We start from the raw sequence: 17,280 nt of genomic DNA, 5'->3' as shown, positions 1-17,280 counted from the left end.
CTGTTGTCGCTTCCTCCTGCGCGGTCGGCAAGTTTGGGCCCCGGAGATTGCGGCATTACCGGGGATATTCGATTCCGGGGCCGCCTTCGTGCTGCCAGCCGGGTGAGTGTCGTGTGTCTCACCGGGGCGGCGCGAAGGCCATTCGATCGGTCGGTGTTTCGGTGCGGTCGTGCAGGTCAGGGCAGTAGATACAAGCGTTTGTTCGGAAGCCGCGGAAGTCCGGTGCAGCGGCCGGAGTCGACAGCGACGGTGCAAGACCGGCGGACGGCGATGTCTTGAACAAACACGAAGGCGGCGGTCAGGCAAGCCACGAAATCTATTCGTACACTGGCGAACTGGACCGTAAGCCTGATATCGGGCTCATGAGGGTGTGGCGACCTGCCGCCGGTGTTCATCGGGGGTGCCGCCCCGGTAGGCACGTACGAGCGCATTCGATCACAACCGCTCCGGACGGCCGGAAGGCGCTGATTGCCGGTGAGATCCATGTACGGACCACCAGTGCGTCCGGCACCGGGGAAGGCAAGGCGATGTCACCTTCACGGATCACGACCACGCGCGCGGTCCAGAGCTGGGCGACCTCGGCGGGGTCGCCGATAGGTCGGATATCCGATCGCACGAGGAATGTCCACATTCCCGCCCGCGGGTGGCCGATGATCGGCAACGGTGTGACTCCACGGATATCGAGTGCGGTTTTCACTCGTCGTGCCAAATCGGCAGGCATCATCACTGCGCCGACCATTCCGGCTCGCATCGTTATCCGACCCGTCTCGGGGTCGACCACGGTCGGCAGCGAGCACACGCGCCGGTAGAACTCGCATCGCGCGCGGGGTGTTTCAACGAATGATGATGGGAAAGAGTGCATTTGGTTCATGAGTGACCACTCGGTGCGTCGGTGGGCGGGGTGATCGCCCCGGTTGGCATGGCGCCCTCGACCGGGCTCGGTGCTGTAGCGACCCATCCGGCTTCCCGCATCGCCTCGAGCAACGCCACAAGGTCGGCCACAGCCGGCTGACGCTTGGGAGTTGGCGGAGCGAGGCCGCTCATCGGATCACCTGCCGTTCTGGGCGGCGTTTCCCGGCCGAAATCTGCCACTCCCCGCGCCGGTTGCGGAAGGCGTCCCCTTTGTCCCGCAAGGTGTTCAGTACGCGGACGACACGCCACTTCGGCGCGTTCAGGTTGTGAGCGATCGTGTCGGCGGTCAACATCCCGCCCGGCCTGAGAACGTCGATAACCTCATCCTCGAGGGTGCTTGTCGTCGTCGCCGACAAGTTGGTCGGACGAGTCGGGGCCATCCGCGTGTGGTCTGTCGATGGTTCGGGCTCGTTCATCGGTCCTCCGTGATCCTTCGCGGTATCCGCTTCGCGGCGAGCCGGCTGTCCCGACCTGCGCGGTTTCATGGCAACAACGTTGACCGAAGACAAGTGCCCAAAGAAGGACAAACAAGCGGACACCAAGCGGCCACATCCGGATAGGCTCCTCGTCAATTGTCCTGATAGCGGACTAGGCTGGATGCTATGGCGAACAATGGGAACGCGGCGCTTCGCGCGGCACGGCAGGCTCTGGGATACCGCTCTCAGGCGGCGTTGGCCGACGCATTGACCGAAGTGGCGCGGACGATCGGTCTCCGTCTGGAGGTAGCCGCTCGAACCGTAAGACGCTGGGAGTCAGACGATCCGCCCTGGCCGCATCCAGAACATGCCGCAGCGTTGGAAGCGCTTTTCAAGCGACCCGTCACAGAGCTCGGATTCTCACCACCGTGGCGCAACAGTTCAGAGGCGCGAAATTCTGGAGATGTGCTGAGTGGCAACCGGATTCAAGCCGTGCGGTCCAGGCGCGGCTTGACCGGTGCGGAGCTACCGGCAGCTGTCGTGAAGAACTACGTGGCCATCACGGTTGCGCATCGTGGGTGGTACTGGTCGCTGCCAGCGAAGCAGCTGCACCGCTCCGTCGCTCATCACGCGCTGCTGGGATCAGAACTCATTCCGCAGGTGGACGTCCGGGCAACCGTCGCGTTGGCAAAGGCGGTATCGGAGTCGGCGTTGCTTTCGGGTCGCCTCGAGTTCTTCGACCTTCAGCAGGCAGATGAAGCTCAGAGTAGTTTTGTCCTGGCGCTGCAGGCGGCGCACGAAGCGGCTGACGCCCTTCTCGGCTGCGCAGTCCTGGCGCATATGGCCTTTATCCCGGCATTCTCCGGCGAAACGAAACGGGCAGAGGAAGCCCGGGAGCGCGTTCGCGCGGCGCGGGCATTTGCGCGACGAGGAAACGGCAACCATGAACTGACTGCCTGGCTGGACGCTGTCGAAGCCGAGGTCGAAACCAGGTTTGGCAACACTCGTCAGGCTCTCGATCTCATTCGGCACGCGGAACAGTCCTATGCCCTGCACGACCCCCAAGAGCGGCCGTCTCCGCCCTGGTTGGACTGGTTCTCTCCGACACGGCTCGCAGGCTTCAAGGCCAACACCTTGGTCTCTGCCGGCGACGGCCGCCAAGCGCTGGCAACACTGCGCCAAGTCCTGGACGAACTTCCCGCGGAATCGGTCAAACAGCGGTCGGTATATCTTGCTGACGCCGCAGCCGCTTGTGTGTTGGAGAAGCTGCCGGAAGAAGCATGCCGTTTCCTCGAGGATGCACTGGACGGAATCGGGGAGCACTGGTACGCAACGACTTTGGAGCGGATCAAGGTAGTCCGACAAGACCTGCGCAAGTGGGACTCGCTACCACAGGTGCGAGCACTTGATGAGCGGTTGTACGACTGGCATACAACCGTCAACTCGCTCTCCGGCTAGCTTTCAGCCTTCACGATGTCAGGGAGTTCGGACAGGCTGAGAATGCGCCAGTCCGAAAGCTCCTTGACGTCCTGGCGGTCCTTATGAATCCAGCCCCACGGCCCGCGCTGAATGTAGGCGGTCCGCATCCCGACCTTCGTGGCCGGGGTGATGTCGTTGTCGATGCGGTCGCCAACGTAGATGATCTGTTCTGCGGGGCAACCGGCGACCTCGACAACCTTGTCGAAGAACGCGATATCAGGCTTTGCCACGCCCCAATCATCTGAGGTCGCGATGAAGTCGGCTGGCAGGTCAAGCCCACGTAGGAGACCACCCGCCCGCACCGTCTGGTTTCCGACGATGCCCACCCAGATACCCATCGCACGGAGAGCGGACAGTGCCGGGCGAACATCCGGGTAGAGGTCGTCCTCGCCGAACCACTCCGGCTGACCCGCATCCGCGCGGGCTTGTCGCTGCTGGTCGAGATCGAAACCCGGCTTGAACACTTGGAAGGTCTCTCGGTAGTCCAGGCCTTGGGCGATTACGGCCCCGAACACCGAGACGAAGGTATGGCGGGGGACTCCCAACCAGTCCGCCCAGGTGCCATACTCCCTTGTCTCGTCCACCAGGGTCTCGCCGACATCGAACACAACAGCCCGAATCACCACAACTCCTACTCCAATCTCGGCGCGGTGCCGACGTGCCGGCGCCAGTCTAAGGTCCAACGAAGTCTGGCTGCCGCTGTCTATTCACCTCACGAATACGTCGCCGCCGGGCATTGAGGAATCCGGCGAAGGGCGCCTCCATGACGCGTCGCGCATGCGGTAGGCTGCGGAGACCACCTGTGTGGTTGCCAGGCGATTCGCTGCGCAGCACAGCCGCTGCGTCGGAAGAGAGTAGATGTGAAGGGCACCGAGGGCAGATCCAGTGCCGAGGGCGCGGCCTCGAAAGTCGTCCGGCTGCCCAGACGACCACGGCACAGCCCGCAGGACCTCGATGATCCGCGTCGTCGTCCCTGGTACTCACCGCCCGTCTACGACCCCGCGCCCACCCGCCCGGTCACCCGCGCGGAATTGCAAGCCGAGACCGGAACGTGGTCGGCCGACGCGGAGCCGCAGCGTCGCGCCGACGGCAGCCCTGCACACGAGGCCGATGTCATCGACCTCGCTGCGTCGCGGCGCAAGCGGTCGGGGGATTCGGCGCGCGGTGCCCGGCCGAAGATGATGCCGCGTCGCGTCGGGTCCGGCGAGCGAAAGCAAACCGTCGCCGACACCTCACCTCTGCCGAGAACTGATCGGTAACAGCTCGCAGGGCATTCGCGTGCCGCCTGGCACTCCAGCGAAGCTGTTCGAGCCCGAAATCGTTAGCACAACTAGATAACTCACGAAAATGCAATCCTCGGGTACGATCACCGCGGGGGAGCGCGAGATGTCCGATGGTCTGCTTAGTATGTCGCAGGCGACGGCAGCTTCGGCTGCCTCACCAAGCGAATTACGACCATCTCCAGGGGATGAACCTTGATCGACATCACACCGCACCGCACCCCGCGTCGCCGGTCCGCCGTGACCGCGGTCGTCGCGGCCGCCGCACTGTGCGCCGCCCTCGTCACCGGCTGCTCGACCGACGACTCGACCACCACCGCGGCTCCGCCGACCGGCGCTCTGCCCGACGGTGCGCAGATCGTGAAGGAGTCGGCCAAGACCACCCAGACCCTGCGCACCGTCCACCTGAACATCGACGTCAAGAACCTGCCCGACCTGCCGGTGGAAACCGTCTCGGCCGACGTCACCAACGAGACCCAGGGCACGGGCGCCGCGATGGGTGAGGCGAAGGTCAAGATCAAGCCCGAGGACCCGTTCACCGAGGCGAAATTCCTTGTGGTGGACAAGGTTCTCTACACCGAGGTCAGCGGTCGCTACGTGCCTGCCGGTCCGGCCGAGAAGGTCTACGATCCGGGCGTCATCCTGGACAAGGACAAGGGCATCGCGAACGTGATCGCCAACATCCAGAACCCCAAGGCCGAGGCCCGCGAGGTCATCGACGGCATCAACACCGTCAAGGTGAGCGGCACCATCGACGCCGCGGTGATCGACCCGATCGTGCCCCGCATCGGCCAGAACGCCGGCACCATGCCGATCACCGTGTGGATCCAGGACGTCGCCCCGCCTGCCTCGGACTCGACCAAGCCGTCGGAGGCCGCCTCCACCGGTGAGGGCCCCAATCTCGTTCGCGCCGTGGTGAAGAAGGACCAGGGCGAGGTCACCGTCGGCCTGTCGAACTGGGCCAAGCCGGTGAACATCGTCAAGCCCGCGGGCTGATCCTCACCCGCACACGCACCCGACAGCCCACACCGGTCCGGGATCGCGGAATCCGGCACACCGTGCCGCTCCGCCGACCCGGACCGGTGTGTCGTTGGGTCACTCGATAAGAGAACTTTCAGCGAGATGCAAGGCGCCGCAAGGACTATACGTGTCGGGACGCTGGTCGGCAGGCACACGCATCGACCGCCGTTCGGACACGAAGGAAGCACTGATGACGATCGATGATCGACCTGATGAACAGGAGCGCGAGCTCCCGCCACCACCCGGCCCCGGAGGGCGACCGCCCGTCAATAACGTGTGGGTGTATAACGGCAAAGCCTACGACCTGAGCGAGTGGATCTCCAAGCATCCGGGCGGTGAATTCTTCATCGGCCGCACGAAAAACCGCGACATCACCTCGATCATCGGTTCCTACCATCGTGATCCGGAAAAAATCGCGCGAATGATCGAGCGTTACAGCCTCAATCGTAATGCCACGCCCGAGGACATCCATCCGAAGAACAACGCCCCGGACTTCCTCTTCAAAGAGGGCTTCAACAGCTGGGACGACACCCCGAAGTACAAGTTCGACGACAAGAACGACCTGCTGCACGCGGTGAAGGCCCGGATCAAGGAACCGGAGCTGGCCGCGCGGTTGAAGCGCATGGACCGCGCGTTCGACATCGTCGTCGCGTTCCTGATCTTCGCCTACATCGCGGTGCAGGGCCTGCGGCTCTACGACACCAGCTGGATGCCGTTGCCGGTCTTCGTGATCGCGATGGTGCTGCTGCGCAGTTCGCTGGCCGGCTTCGGCCACTACGCGATCCACCGCGCGCAGAAGGGCTGGAACAAGTACGCGGTGAACGCCTTCGACATGAACTATGTCGCACTGTCTTTCGTCACCGCCGACGGCCACGCCCTGCTGCACCACCCGCACACCCAGAGTGAAGTCGACATCAAGAAGAACGTCTTCACCATGATGATGCAGGTCCCGCGCCTGTACCGGGTGCCGATCCACACCGTGCACAAATTCGGGCATCTGTTGACGGGCATGATCATTCGCCTGCTCGATGTCTGCCGGCTCACCCGCAAGGTGGGCATCAAGGACATGTACGGCACCTGGCGTGGTGCGCTGCCGCACTTCATCGGGTCGTTCGGCATGCGGTTCCTGCTGGTCGCCGAGTTCGTGGCCTTCGCCGTCGCGGGCGACCTGCTCGCCTGGACACTGCAATTCGTGATCACCCTGTGGATCAGCACCTTCATGGTGGTCGCGAGCCACGACTTCGAGGTGCCGACCGAGGAACTGCACACCGAGACCGAGGACTGGGGTGTCAACCAGCTCGAACAGGCCTACGACCTGACCGTGGTGGGCAACAAGTACGTCGACTGCTTCCTGTCGGCGGGCTTGAGCTCGCACCGCGTCCATCACGTTCTTCCGTTCCAGCGCAGCGGTTTCGCCAATATCGCCACCGAGGACGTGGTGCGTGAGGAAGCCGCGAAATTCGGGGTGCAGTGGCTGCCCGCGAAGAGCTTCTTCGGTGATCGACTTCCCAAGCTGTGCCGGACCTATCTGCTCGCGCCCTCGGACGAGGCCAAGCAGAACCGGTGGGGACTGGTGCGTGAACACTGCGCACCCACAGCGCTGAAGACCTGCGTCACCTACACGGTGCAGGGCTTCACCGGCATCGGAACCGTCTGACCCGGCCGCTGCCACGTCTTCTCTGTCTCGAAAGGAATTGTGCCCGTGTCTGTTTCCATTGATGAAGGTGTGCGTCGACCACACGGTCCGCTGAAGACGGCCGACGTCGATCGCGGGCACGATCTGCTACCTCCGACGCCGCCCACCACCGTCGGTGTGATCGAGGCCGTGGCGACGGGCTCGCCGCAGCGAGTGATCGAGCAGGCTGTCAACGCCGGACGCGTGGCGGAACTGTTCTCCGATCCCGTTCAGCGGCAGCGCATTCCACGGATCTACGAGAAGACGAGGATCGACACCCGACATCTGGCGATCGATCCACTCGCTCCCGATTTCCTCGAGTTCAGCAGGCGCCCCGGCACCATCCGGGAGCGGATGAATCTGTTCTTCGAGCACGCGGCCCCGCTGGCGGTCGACGTGGCGCGCCGCGCCGTGGCCGGCTTGGCGAACCCGGCCGAGGACATCGGTCAGCTGATCTTCGTGACCAGCACCGGATTCATCGCCCCGGGTGTGGACGTCGCGGTCGTCAAGGAACTCGGCCTCTCGCCGACGGTCAACCGGATGATCGTGAACTTCATGGGTTGCGCCGCCGCGATGAACGGCATCCGGACCGCCGTCGACTTCGTGCGAGCCCATCCGGACAAGAAGTCGATGGTGCTGTGCATCGAATTGAGTTCGGTCAACGCGGTTTTCGACGACGACGTCAACGATGTGATCACCCACAGCCTCTTCGGCGACGGGTGCGGTGCGGTGGTGATCGGCGCCAATCAGGTGCATCAGCCGCTGGCGCCCGGCAGTGTCGTGATCCGCGACAGCTTCAGCCACCTCTTCGACGACGCCGAGGACGGCATCGTGCTCGGGGTGAAGGACGCGGGCATCACCTGCGAGCTCGCGGCGAGCCTGCCCGACTACATCTACCGCGGTGTCGACCCGGTGGTGACGCAGGTGCTGGCGCGCAATGGTCTCGGCAAGGCCGATGTCGAGCTGTGGGCGATCCACCCCGGTGGTCCGCGCATCATCGAGGAGTCGGCCCGGTCGTTGGGTATCGCGCCGGAGTCGGCCGCGCCGAGCTGGGCGGTGCTCGCCGAGCACGGCAACATGCTGAGTGTGTCGCTGATCTTCGTGCTCGAACGCATGATCCGCGAATCCGATTCGGCGGCACCGATTTCCACCGGGGTGGCGTTCTCGTTCGCGCCCGGTGTCACCCTCGAGGGCATCGTGTTCGATGTCATCCGCAGCTGAGAGTCCATCATGCAATTGCTCCGTTTTCTCGCCGCGCTGTCGCCGGCCAGGATCGCGGCCGTGGTGGTCGCGGGCCTGATCTGCGGCGTCGCCAACACCTATCTGGTGACGTTGATCAACGCGGCGGTCTCGCCGAAACCGCCGCCGGACGACCTGATCGCCCGATTCGTGCTGACCGGTCTGGTGATCCTGGTCAGCGGCGTGCTGTCGCAGGTGCTGTTGATCCGGCTGTCGCAGGACGCCATCTACCGGTTGCGCAGCGATCTGAGTTCCGGGATCGTCGCCGCTCCATTGGAGCACCTGGAACGGCTCGGCATGCATCGCCTGATGGCGACGCTCACCGAGGACGTGCGTTCGCTGTCGCAGGCGGTCACCGCCATTCCGGCGATCTGCGTCGACGTGGCGACCATCGTGGGTTGCTTCGTGTTCCTGGCAGTGGTGTCGGGACCGATCTTCGCGGTCACCGTGGCCGGTACGCTGGTCGGGATCGCCTGTGTCGAAATGGTTCTCAAGCGGGTGCGCGGGATCTACCGTGAGGCTCGGGAGAACGAGGACGCGCTGCTGCGCTCTTTCCAGGCGGTGACGCTCGGCATCAAGGAACTCAAGCTGCACCGTGGTCGCCGTCGCGATTTCATGGACCGGCATCTGCTCGGTTCGGCGGGCACCTTGCGTGATCAGAACACCGACGCCGGGTCGAAGTTCTCCTACGCACAGGGTTTCGGTCAGGCGTTGCAGCTGGCGACGATGGCGCTGATCCTGTTCGTCCTCGCCGCGGCGCTCGACCTGCCGCGCGAGACGATGTTCGGGTACGTGCTGGTGACCACGTTCCTGGCGATGCCGATGCAGAACTTCATGCACCGCATTCCCGATCTGCTGCGCGGTGACGTGGCGCTGGCCAAGATCCGGGCGATGAACCTGTCGATGACGACGATGCACAACGAGGACGAACTGCCCTACGTCGAGCGTCCGCCGGTGGGACAGGCCAAGCTCGAACTGTCGGACGTGACCTACGTGTACCGCTCCGAGGCGCCGTCGCCGGTGCCACCGCCGCCCGGCACACACCCGGGCGGGATGCCGGCGCATCCGCCGCGTCCCGGTGTTCCGCCGCGCGGGGGCAACGGGCATCCCGGTGGTCCGCATCCGGCGCATCCCGGCGCGCGGCCCTCGGCCGGTCCCGATGTGAACGGCAAGAACTGGGTCGACCACGGCGCCACCGATGTGCGGCCGGTGCCCTTGGGGCCGCCGCCCGGGCTCGACGAGTCCGGCGAGGGCGGGTTCCGGCTCGGGCCGATCGACCTGGTCTTCGAGCCGGGCCAGATCACCTTCGTCGTCGGCGGTAACGGCAGCGGGAAGTCGACGCTGGCCAAGATCATCACCGGTCTGTATGTGCCGCGCACGGGGTCGTTGTCGCTCAACGGGGAGAGGATCGACCACGACAACATCGAATGGTTCCGGCAGAACTCGTCGGCGGTGTTCACCGATTTCCACCTGTTCGAGGACTACCTGGGCTTCGACCGGCCGGGAATCGACGCCGAGGTGCGGCGGTATCTCGAGGAGCTGCAGATCGCGCACAAGGTGAGTGTGGAGGGCGGGCGCCTGTCGACCGTCGACCTGTCGCAGGGGCAGCGCAAACGCCTGGCGCTGCTCACCGCGCTGCTCGAGGACCGGCAGATCTACGTGTTCGACGAGTGGGCCGCCGATCAGGAACCGAGGTTCCGTGAGGTGTTCTACCGCGAGATCCTCACCGATCTGAAGCGGCGCGGGAAGACCGTCATCGTGATCACCCACGACGACCGGTACTTCGACTGTGCCGATCAGCTGGTGAAGCTCGACTTCGGGTTGGTCGCGGCGTAATCGCCCGTGCCCCGGTCGGTTCGCCGACCGGGGCACAGGTGTGTCCGGGCTCAGGCGATCTCGCGGTGCGCGGTGACGACCCGTCGCATGGGCGGGCGGTCGACCAGGCTGACCTCCGAAGGTGTTCGGCGCCAGCCGGTTTCGCTCGGCAGGAACTGGACCAGGCCGATGCCGGAGTCGCGGATACCGAGGCGGTCGAGGAGGGTGGCGACCACCTGACGGCTCATCACCGCCAGTTCGTGGGTCGGGCGGTTGCGGTGCACACGGATGCCGAGGTCGACCTGGGCGATGGCGGACAGACCGTGGCGCTGCCAGCAGTCGAGCAGGATCCCGATCTCGGCGCCGTATCCACCCGCGAGGGGCACATCGCCGAGGAAGGCCCGGGTGACGGCGTATTCGCCGCCCAGGGGTTGCACGATTTCGGCCAGTGCAGGTGCCAGCGCGGTGAGCAGCGGTCGCGCGACCAGCTGGGTGACGCGGCCGCCGCCGTCGGCGTCCAGCTGCGCGCCGGTGGTGATCGGCCGCCGGTAGAAGCCCTTCACCAGCGCGATGCCGGGTTCGGTGAGCAGGGGAGTCAGTAGGGCGGGCACGAACAGCGGATCAGGTGCCACGAGGTCAGCGTCGAGGTAGACCAGCAGATCGCCGGTCGCCACCGCGAGCGAGCGCCACACCACCTCGCCTTTGCCGGGCCTGGGCGGCACTCCCGGCATCGCCTCCTCGAGGGTGTAGGTGGCCGCGCTCGCCGCCCTCGCCCGGGCGACGGTGTGATCGGTCGAGCCGGCGTCGAGCACGATCAGTTCGTCGATCAGACCACCGAGCAACGGACGCACCGACGCCACGACCCCGGCCACGGTGTCCTCGTCGTCCAGGGCGGGGACAACCACCGAGACCCGGCGACCCGACTTGCGGTCGATGAGCTCACGGACGTCCATATCGATCAGTGAACGTCAGCGACCGCGCGCCTGCCAGCGATGCGGTGACATCTTGTGACCGGAGCCAACGGCGAGGTCGGGGTCGCTGGTGAAACGGACAGCGCGGAGTCGCGGACCGGTACGGTTGGACTGTTCGCCGTCGACGGCGACGACCGGCGAGTGGAGGAGCGGACGTCATGAGTGCGACGATGGTCGAAGTGGCGAAGGGATCGAAGACCGATCTCACCGACGGACGCTACACCGTTCGCCTGGATCTCGACGGCCCCGCGGGTGCGGTCGACGTGTCCGCGGTCCTGGTGACCGCCGACGGGAAGGTGCGCACCGACGCCGACTTCGTCTTCTTCAACAACCCGTCCGCTCCCGGTGTCCAGCTCGAATCGGATGCCGTTGTCTCCGTCGATCTTTCGACGATTCCGGCCGAGATCCACCGGGTGGTCATCGCGGGAAGTACCGAGGCGCAGGGTATCCGGTTCGGTGAGGTGGCGGGGCTGCGGGTGGCGGTGAACGGTAGCGGGCAGGGGTTGAGCTTCACGCCAGCCGGGCTCGATTCCGAGACCGTCCTGCAGGCGGTCGCACTGTACCGGCGGGGGAGCGGGTGGCGGCTGGACGCGATCGGCCAGGGCTACAGCGCGGGTCTCGCGGCCTTCGCGACCGAGCACGGAATCACGGTCGACGAGGAGGCGGTGGAGGATTCCGCGCCTGCGCTTACCTCACCGCAACCCGTTGCGGCGCAGCAGAACCCGACCATCGATCTGCGCAAAGTCGATGTGGTGCTCACCAAGGATTCGCCGGACAAGCGGGCCACCATCGATCTCCGCAAAGGCGGTGCGGGCCATGTGCTCACCGTCGGCCTCGAATGGGACGGGCGCGGCGCGAAATACGACAGCAACGGCAAGCCGACCGAGTTCGGCACCGGCGACCTGGACGTGTACTTCTTCTGCCGCAACGAACTCACCGGCGACTATGTCGTGGTCAGCGGTGAGAAGGGGCACCAGGGCGATCTGAACATCTGGCCGCACATCCACCACCAGGGCGACAGCCGGGGCCCCGGGGCCGGTGGCCTGCCCGCCACCGAACAGGTGGTCGTCCGTCCCACCGAGAACGGTGACCTGCTGCTCAACGTGTACCAGTCCGTCGACAACGGTGCCGGTGCCATCGATACCTTCGGCCGCCCGCGTGTCCGGGTGCGCTACGGCCGCCCCGGGCCCGACGGACTGCCCGGTCCCGACGCGGATCAGATCACCGTCGTCATCGGCAACGGCAAGAACTCCTTCTGGGCGACCGTCGCCCACATCGACGTCCGCGACGGCATCCTCACCGTCGACGGAACCACCAGGTACAGCCGGGCTTTCAGCGAACGCATGCCCGTCCTCGACACCGAGGGCACCTGGGTCCGTGCCGCCAAGAACGGCCCCGTCGGTCGCAGCAAATCCAGCAACGGCCTCGGCCTCAGCCGCTACGAAGGTCAGTGCCCCGCACCGCGCTGACCTGTCCGGTAGTTCCGCCGGAGATTGCCACGCGGGCGGGGCGTCGGCGTTTTCGCTGGTGAGTCGTAGGCTTGGGCCATGGCATCCGACACCGATTCATCGTTCGATATCAAGCCCCGCTCACGCGATGTCACCGACGGGCTCGAGAAGACCGCCGCCCGCGGCATGCTCCGCGCGGTCGGCATGGGGGACGAGGACTGGGTGAAGCCCCAGATCGGGGTGGCGTCGAGCTGGAACGAGATCACCCCGTGCAACCTGTCGCTCGACCGGCTGGCCGACGCCGTGAAGGAAGGCGTGCACGCGGGCGGCGGGTACCCGCTCGAATTCGGGACCATCTCGGTGTCCGACGGTATCTCGATGGGGCATGAGGGCATGCACTTCTCGCTGGTCAGCCGCGAGATCATCGCGGACTCCGTCGAGACGGTCATGATGGCCGAGCGCCTCGACGGGTCGGTGCTGCTCGCCGGGTGCGACAAGAGCCTGCCCGGCATGCTGATGGCGGCCGCCCGGCTCGACCTGGCCAGCGTGTTCCTCTACGCGGGATCGACGCTGCCGGGCAATCTCGACGGCAAGGACGTCACCATCATCGACGCCTTCGAAGCCGTCGGCGCCTGCATCAAGGGACTCATCAGCCGCGAAGAGGTCGACCGCATCGAGCGCGCGATCTGTCCGGGCGAAGGGGCGTGCGGCGGCATGTACACCGCCAACACGATGGCCTCGGCAGCCGAAGCGCTCGGCATGAGCCTGCCCGGGTCGGCGGCGCCGCCGGCCCCCGACCGCCGGCGCGACGTCTACGCGCACCGATCCGGGGAGGCCGTCGTCGAGCTGCTGCGCAAGGGGATCACCGCGCGCGACATCATGACCAAGCCTGCCTTCGAGAACGCCATCACCGTGGTCATGGCACTCGGCGGATCGACCAACGCGGTGCTGCACCTGCTGGCGATCGCCCGCGAGGCCGGAGTGGACCTCACCCTCGCCGACTTCAATCGGGTCGGCGACAAGGTGCCGCATCTGGCCGACCTGAAACCGTTCGGCCGCTACGTGATGACCGATGTGGACCGGGTCGGCGGGATCCCCGTCGTGATGAAGGCACTGCTCGACGCGGGCCTGCTGCACGGCGACGTCATGACCGTCACCGGCAAGACCATGGCCGAGAACCTCGCCGACATCGAACTCGGCCTCGACGGCGACGTGATCCGGCCGCTCGACCGGCCCATCCACCGATCCGGCGGGCTCACCATCCTGCACGGCACGCTGGCTCCCGAAGGGGCGGTGGTGAAGAGCGCGGGCTTCGACTCCGATGTATTCGCCGGAACGGCAAGGGTGTTCGACGGGGAACGCGCCGCGATGGACGCGCTGGAGAACGGCAGCATCGTCGCAGGCGATGTGGTGGTCATCCGCAACGAAGGCCCCAAGGGCGGTCCGGGAATGCGCGAAATGCTCGCCATCACCGGGGCGATCAAGGGCGCGGGCCTCGGCAAGGATGTCCTGCTGCTCACCGACGGCCGATTCTCCGGCGGCACAACGGGTTTGTGCGTCGGGCACGTCGCACCGGAGGCGGTCGACGGCGGTCCGATCGCGTTCGTCCGCGACGGCGACCCGATCGTCCTCGATGTCGCCAACCGGCGCCTCGACGTGGAAATCGACCCGGCCGACCTCGCCGCCCGCAAGGTCGGCTGGCAACCCGCCGCCCCCAAATACACCACCGGTGTGCTCGCCAAGTACCGCAAGCTCGTCAGCTCGGCGGCACACGGAGCCGTCACGGGATGACGCCGGCCGAGGTCCGCCTACTGGCGCTGGGATTCGAGGGCGCGACCGAACGAGACCACCACGGTCGCCCCTCGTTTCGCAGGCGAACCATTTTCGCGACCCTCCCCGACGACGAACACCTGCGGGTGATGCTCCCTGAGGAAGGCATTCGTGAGGCGGTCGCGGAATCACCCACCTGGTGTGCCGAGTCGTGGTGGGGCAGAAAGCTCGCGGCGGTGCAGGTGACGCTGGCGGACGCCTCGCCCGAACTCGTCGCCGAAATGCTGGGTGACGCATGGGACGCCCACGGCTGATCCGAAACCTGCGATCAGCTTGCGCATCGTCGCGGCATCGATCGTGATCGCCTCGGTCCTCGCCCTGTGGTTCACGTTGCGCGTCAAGGGATTCCTGGCCAGGGTGTGGGCGCCGCGATGATCATGGCGTGGCGGTGTGCGGGCGCAGAGCGAGCCGTTCTGACCCCGCTGCTCAGGCGGTCGGCTGGCCGGCCGTAACCGGGTCGGTGTCAGCGCGCGCCGACGATGCGCAATGCCATGTCCGCGTAGCCCTCGGCGATGTCTTCGGGGCTCCAGTCGCCGCCGTCGCGATACCAGCGGGCGATATCGATACCGAGCGAGAGCAGGGCGACCGCGGCCATGCGGGGGTCGCGCACCTCGAACGCGCCGGTCGCCACGCCGCGTTCGACGAGGTCGCGGATCTCCTGATCGATCTGTCGGCGCAGGCCCCGGATCTCGGCGTAGTGCTCGGGGGTGAGCGCGGACAACTCGTAGTTCACGATGCGCGCCCTGGTGTGGCCGCGCACATGGTGTGCCGCGAAATCGTGGACCACGGTGCGCAGGGCGAGCGTGGGATCCTCGGTGGACCGGATGGCGGCGCGGACCAGGTCGAGTGACTGCTCGTGCCCCGCGCGCGAGATCACGTAGAGCAGTTCCTCTTTCGACTTGTGATGCACATAGACCGCTGCCGGGCTCATGCCCGCGGCCGAGGCGATATCGCGCGTGGTCGTGCCGTTGAAGCCCTTTTCGGCGAACGCGTCGATGGCAGCCTCGAGGAGGCGTGCGCGGGTGGCGTCGCCCCGGGGCTCGATGGTTTCGGTCATTTCCGGGCCATTATCTCGCCTCGGCGGATTCCGCCCGGTGGTGGGGCTGTGTGATGTGGCTAACAAGGCTCCGGTCTCGGTGTTCTATTGACGGTGGCGTGCGATCTACAGCACTATGCGTCTAAGCAAGCGCTTATTCAGCAAAGGAGCTCCGATGCCGGAAGCCGTGATCGTCGCCGCCGCTCGTTCCCCGATCGGGCGGGCGGGCAAGGGGTCGCTCAAAGACCTCCGCCCCGACGACCTGACCGTTCAGATGGTGCGTGCGGCCCTGGCACAGGTACCCGCCCTCGACCCCACCGAGATCGAGGACCTGGTCCTGGGCTGCGGGCAGCCGGCGGGAGAGTCCGGTTTCAACATGGCCCGGGTGGTCGCGGTGCTCGCCGGGCTGGACGCGGTGCCCGGGACCACGGTGAACCGCTACTGTTCGTCGAGCTTGCAGAGCACGCGAATGGCACTGCATGCCATCAAGGCGGGCGAGGGCGACGTGTTCATCTCGGCCGGAGTCGAGACGGTGAGCCGCTTCGGCAAGGGCAGCGCCGACGGCATGCCCGACACCAAGAACCCCGTCTTCGCCGAGGCGCTCGCCCGCACCACCGCGCGCACCGACGCGGGGGCACCCGTGTGGACGGATCCGCGCCTGGCCGGTGACCTGCCCGATGTGTACATCGCGATGGGTCAGACCGCCGAGAATGTCGCCCAGCACACCGGGATCACCCGCGCCGAACAGGACGAATTCGGTGTCCGCTCGCAGAATTTCGCCGAGAAGGCCATCGCCAACGGCTTCTGGGCCACCGACATCACCCCGGTGACGCTGCCCGACGGCACGGTGGTCAGCGCCGACGACGGCCCGCGTGCCGGTGTCACGCTCGAGGCGGTGAGTCAGCTGAAGCCGGTCTTCCGTCCCGACGGCACCGTCACCGCGGGCAACTGCTGTGCCCTCAACGACGGCGCCGCCGCCCTGGTGATCATGTCCGACACCAAGGCGCGCGAGCTCGGCCTGACCCCGCTGGCGCGGATCGTCAGCACCGGTGTCTCGGGCCTGTCGCCGGAGATCATGGGCCTGGGCCCCATCGAGGCGTCGCAGCAGGCATTGCGCCGTGCCGGTCTCACCATCGACGACATCGACCTGGTCGAGATCAACGAGGCATTCGCGGTGCAGGTGATCGGCTCGGCCCGCGAACTCGGCATCCCCGAGGACAAATTGAACGTCAACGGTGGCGCGATCGCGATCGGCCATCCGTTCGGCATGACCGGCGCCCGCATCACGAGTACGCTCATCAACTCCTTGCGTTTCCACGACAAGCAGTTCGGTTTGGAGACCATGTGCGTCGGCGGCGGCCAGGGTATGGCCATGGTGCTGGAGCGGCTCTCGTGACCGGCCGTTTCGCGGGCAAGACCGCGATCGTCACCGGCGCCAGCCGTGGCATCGGCCTCGGCATCGCGCAGCGCCTCGTCGACGACGGCGCGAAAGTCGTTGTCACCGCCCGCAAACAGGACGCGCTCGACGCGGCGGTCGCCCAGCTCGGCGGCCCCGAGCACGCCCTCGGCGTGGCCGGTCGCGCCGACGACATCGAGCACCAGGCCGACACCGTCGAGCGTGCGATCACCACCTTCGGCAGCGCCGACCTGCTGGTCAACAACACCGGCATCAATCCGGTCTTCGGTCCGATGATCGACCTCGATCTCGAGGCCGCGCGCAAGATCGTCGAGGTCAACTGCCTCGGCGCGCTCTCGTGGACGCAGCAGGTCCACAAGCGCTGGATGGCCGAACACGGTGGCGCGGTGGTGAACGTCGCCTCGATCGCGGGGATCCGCAGCGCACCAGGCATCGGCTTCTACGGTGCGAGCAAAGCGATGCTCATCCACATCACCCAGGAGCTCGCGGTCGAACTGGGCCCCGACATCCGGGTCAACGCGGTGGCGCCCGCCGTGGTGAAGACGAAATTCGCCACCGCGCTGTACGAAGGCCGCGAAAAGCAGGTGGCCGATACCTACCCGATGAAGCGGCTCGGTGTGCCCGAGGACATCGCCGGTGCCGTGACGTTTCTGCTCTCGCCCGACGCCGCATGGGTCACTGGTCAGCTGCTCGTCGTCGACGGTGGCGTGACCTTGACCGGCGGATTGTAAAGCACTGTGCC

General features: G+C 66.3%; 15 protein-coding genes. 11 read left to right on the top strand and 4 right to left on the bottom strand.

Features of this window, described 5'->3' with window-relative positions; translation table 11 throughout:
- Positions 1–1,040 precede the first annotated feature (1,040 nt).
- Entirely contained in the window at positions 1,041–1,328 is a 288-nt protein-coding gene (locus AB0F86_RS08550; protein ID WP_356982968.1) for a hypothetical protein, read from the bottom strand.
- A gap of 186 nt (positions 1,329–1,514) precedes the next feature.
- Here AB0F86_RS08550 and AB0F86_RS08545 point away from each other — a divergent pair, with 186 nt between their 5' ends.
- Positions 1,515–2,786 carry a hypothetical protein gene (locus AB0F86_RS08545; protein ID WP_356982966.1) on the top strand — a complete coding sequence of 424 codons (1,272 nt, stop codon included), beginning with the start codon at positions 1,515–1,517 and terminating at the stop codon, positions 2,784–2,786.
- Here AB0F86_RS08545 and AB0F86_RS08540 read toward each other — a convergent pair.
- The gene (locus AB0F86_RS08540; RefSeq protein ID WP_356982965.1) at positions 2,783–3,430 is read right to left on the bottom strand and encodes an HAD family hydrolase; all 648 of its coding nucleotides are present in this window, start codon (positions 3,428–3,430) and stop codon (positions 2,783–2,785) included. The two genes, AB0F86_RS08545 and AB0F86_RS08540, sit on opposite strands and share 4 nt — an antisense overlap.
- A gap of 237 nt (positions 3,431–3,667) precedes the next feature.
- Between AB0F86_RS08540 and AB0F86_RS08535 the strand changes: the two genes are divergently transcribed.
- From AB0F86_RS08535 to AB0F86_RS08515, 5 genes are all read left to right on the top strand, one after another.
- The gene (locus AB0F86_RS08535) at positions 3,668–4,066 is read left to right on the top strand and encodes a hypothetical protein (protein WP_356982963.1); all 399 of its coding nucleotides are present in this window, start codon (positions 3,668–3,670) and stop codon (positions 4,064–4,066) included.
- A 225-nt stretch (positions 4,067–4,291) separates the two neighbouring features.
- On the top strand, positions 4,292–5,083 hold the full coding sequence (locus AB0F86_RS08530) for an LppX_LprAFG lipoprotein (RefSeq protein ID WP_181697261.1): 792 nt from the start codon (positions 4,292–4,294) through the stop codon (positions 5,081–5,083).
- 214 nt (positions 5,084–5,297) lie between these two features.
- The gene (locus tag AB0F86_RS08525) at positions 5,298–6,764 is read left to right on the top strand and encodes a fatty acid desaturase (RefSeq protein WP_181697086.1); all 1,467 of its coding nucleotides are present in this window, start codon (positions 5,298–5,300) and stop codon (positions 6,762–6,764) included.
- A 90-nt stretch (positions 6,765–6,854) separates the two neighbouring features.
- Positions 6,855–8,003: a 3-oxoacyl-[acyl-carrier-protein] synthase III C-terminal domain-containing protein gene (locus AB0F86_RS08520; RefSeq protein ID WP_220139164.1), complete on the top strand. Its 1,149-nt coding sequence runs from the start codon at positions 6,855–6,857 to the stop codon at positions 8,001–8,003.
- 9 nt (positions 8,004–8,012) lie between these two features.
- Complete coding sequence (locus tag AB0F86_RS08515; RefSeq protein ID WP_356982961.1) at positions 8,013–9,857, top strand: ATP-binding cassette domain-containing protein; 1,845 nt, start codon at positions 8,013–8,015, stop codon at positions 9,855–9,857.
- A gap of 50 nt (positions 9,858–9,907) precedes the next feature.
- Here AB0F86_RS08515 and AB0F86_RS08510 read toward each other — a convergent pair whose 3' ends face one another.
- Positions 9,908–10,789, bottom strand: coding sequence for a glucosyl-3-phosphoglycerate synthase (locus AB0F86_RS08510; protein ID WP_356982959.1), 882 nt, complete (start codon positions 10,787–10,789; stop codon positions 9,908–9,910).
- 176 nt (positions 10,790–10,965) lie between these two features.
- Between AB0F86_RS08510 and AB0F86_RS08505 the strand changes: the two genes are divergently transcribed.
- The 3 genes from AB0F86_RS08505 to AB0F86_RS08495 all read left to right on the top strand — a co-directional run bounded on the left by AB0F86_RS08505 (position 10,966) and on the right by AB0F86_RS08495 (position 14,339).
- Positions 10,966–12,276 (top strand): TerD family protein, encoded by a 1,311-nt coding sequence (locus AB0F86_RS08505; protein WP_356982957.1) that lies wholly within the window; start codon positions 10,966–10,968, stop codon positions 12,274–12,276.
- 78 nt (positions 12,277–12,354) lie between these two features.
- Positions 12,355–14,046 (top strand): dihydroxy-acid dehydratase, encoded by a 1,692-nt coding sequence (gene ilvD, locus AB0F86_RS08500; RefSeq protein ID WP_181697089.1) that lies wholly within the window; start codon positions 12,355–12,357, stop codon positions 14,044–14,046.
- Entirely contained in the window at positions 14,043–14,339 is a 297-nt protein-coding gene (locus tag AB0F86_RS08495; RefSeq protein WP_356982955.1) for an MmcQ/YjbR family DNA-binding protein, read from the top strand. The genes ilvD and AB0F86_RS08495 overlap by 4 nt, the downstream gene beginning before the upstream one ends.
- A gap of 209 nt (positions 14,340–14,548) precedes the next feature.
- On the opposite strand, the gene AB0F86_RS08490 is transcribed toward AB0F86_RS08495, so the two are convergent.
- Complete coding sequence (locus AB0F86_RS08490) at positions 14,549–15,142, bottom strand: TetR/AcrR family transcriptional regulator (RefSeq protein ID WP_181697091.1); 594 nt, start codon at positions 15,140–15,142, stop codon at positions 14,549–14,551.
- A 154-nt stretch (positions 15,143–15,296) separates the two neighbouring features.
- Between AB0F86_RS08490 and AB0F86_RS08485 the strand changes: the two genes are divergently transcribed.
- Positions 15,297–16,517, top strand: coding sequence for an acetyl-CoA C-acetyltransferase (locus AB0F86_RS08485; RefSeq protein ID WP_356982954.1), 1,221 nt, complete (start codon positions 15,297–15,299; stop codon positions 16,515–16,517).
- Entirely contained in the window at positions 16,514–17,269 is a 756-nt protein-coding gene (locus AB0F86_RS08480) for an SDR family oxidoreductase (protein WP_356982952.1), read from the top strand. The genes AB0F86_RS08485 and AB0F86_RS08480 overlap by 4 nt, the downstream gene beginning before the upstream one ends.
- Positions 17,270–17,280: the final 11 nt, after the last annotated feature.

Source organism: Nocardia sp. NPDC023733 (assembly GCF_040639775.1).
GTDB lineage: Bacteria > Actinomycetota > Actinomycetes > Mycobacteriales > Mycobacteriaceae > Nocardia > Nocardia rosealba.
Note: the sequence above shows the minus strand (reverse complement) of the source record. Positions and strands in the feature narration are given on the sequence as shown.

Bases quoted from the DNA above. Each gene is read 5' to 3' on its own strand.
- AB0F86_RS08550 (WP_356982968.1), bottom strand. From the start codon at position 1,328: ATGAACGAGCCCGAACCATCGACAGACCACACGCGGATGGCCCCGACT.
- AB0F86_RS08545 (WP_356982966.1), top strand. From the start codon at position 1,515: ATGGCGAACAATGGGAACGCGGCGCTTCGCGCGGCACGGCAGGCTCTG.
- AB0F86_RS08525 (WP_181697086.1), top strand. From the start codon at position 5,298: ATGACGATCGATGATCGACCTGATGAACAGGAGCGCGAGCTCCCGCCA.
- AB0F86_RS08515 (WP_356982961.1), top strand. From the start codon at position 8,013: ATGCAATTGCTCCGTTTTCTCGCCGCGCTGTCGCCGGCCAGGATCGCG.
- AB0F86_RS08510 (WP_356982959.1), bottom strand. From the start codon at position 10,789: ATGGACGTCCGTGAGCTCATCGACCGCAAGTCGGGTCGCCGGGTCTCG.
- AB0F86_RS08505 (WP_356982957.1), top strand. From the start codon at position 10,966: ATGAGTGCGACGATGGTCGAAGTGGCGAAGGGATCGAAGACCGATCTC.
- ilvD (WP_181697089.1), top strand. From the start codon at position 12,355: ATGGCATCCGACACCGATTCATCGTTCGATATCAAGCCCCGCTCACGC.
- AB0F86_RS08495 (WP_356982955.1), top strand. From the start codon at position 14,043: ATGACGCCGGCCGAGGTCCGCCTACTGGCGCTGGGATTCGAGGGCGCG.
- AB0F86_RS08490 (WP_181697091.1), bottom strand. From the start codon at position 15,142: ATGACCGAAACCATCGAGCCCCGGGGCGACGCCACCCGCGCACGCCTC.
- AB0F86_RS08485 (WP_356982954.1), top strand. From the start codon at position 15,297: ATGCCGGAAGCCGTGATCGTCGCCGCCGCTCGTTCCCCGATCGGGCGG.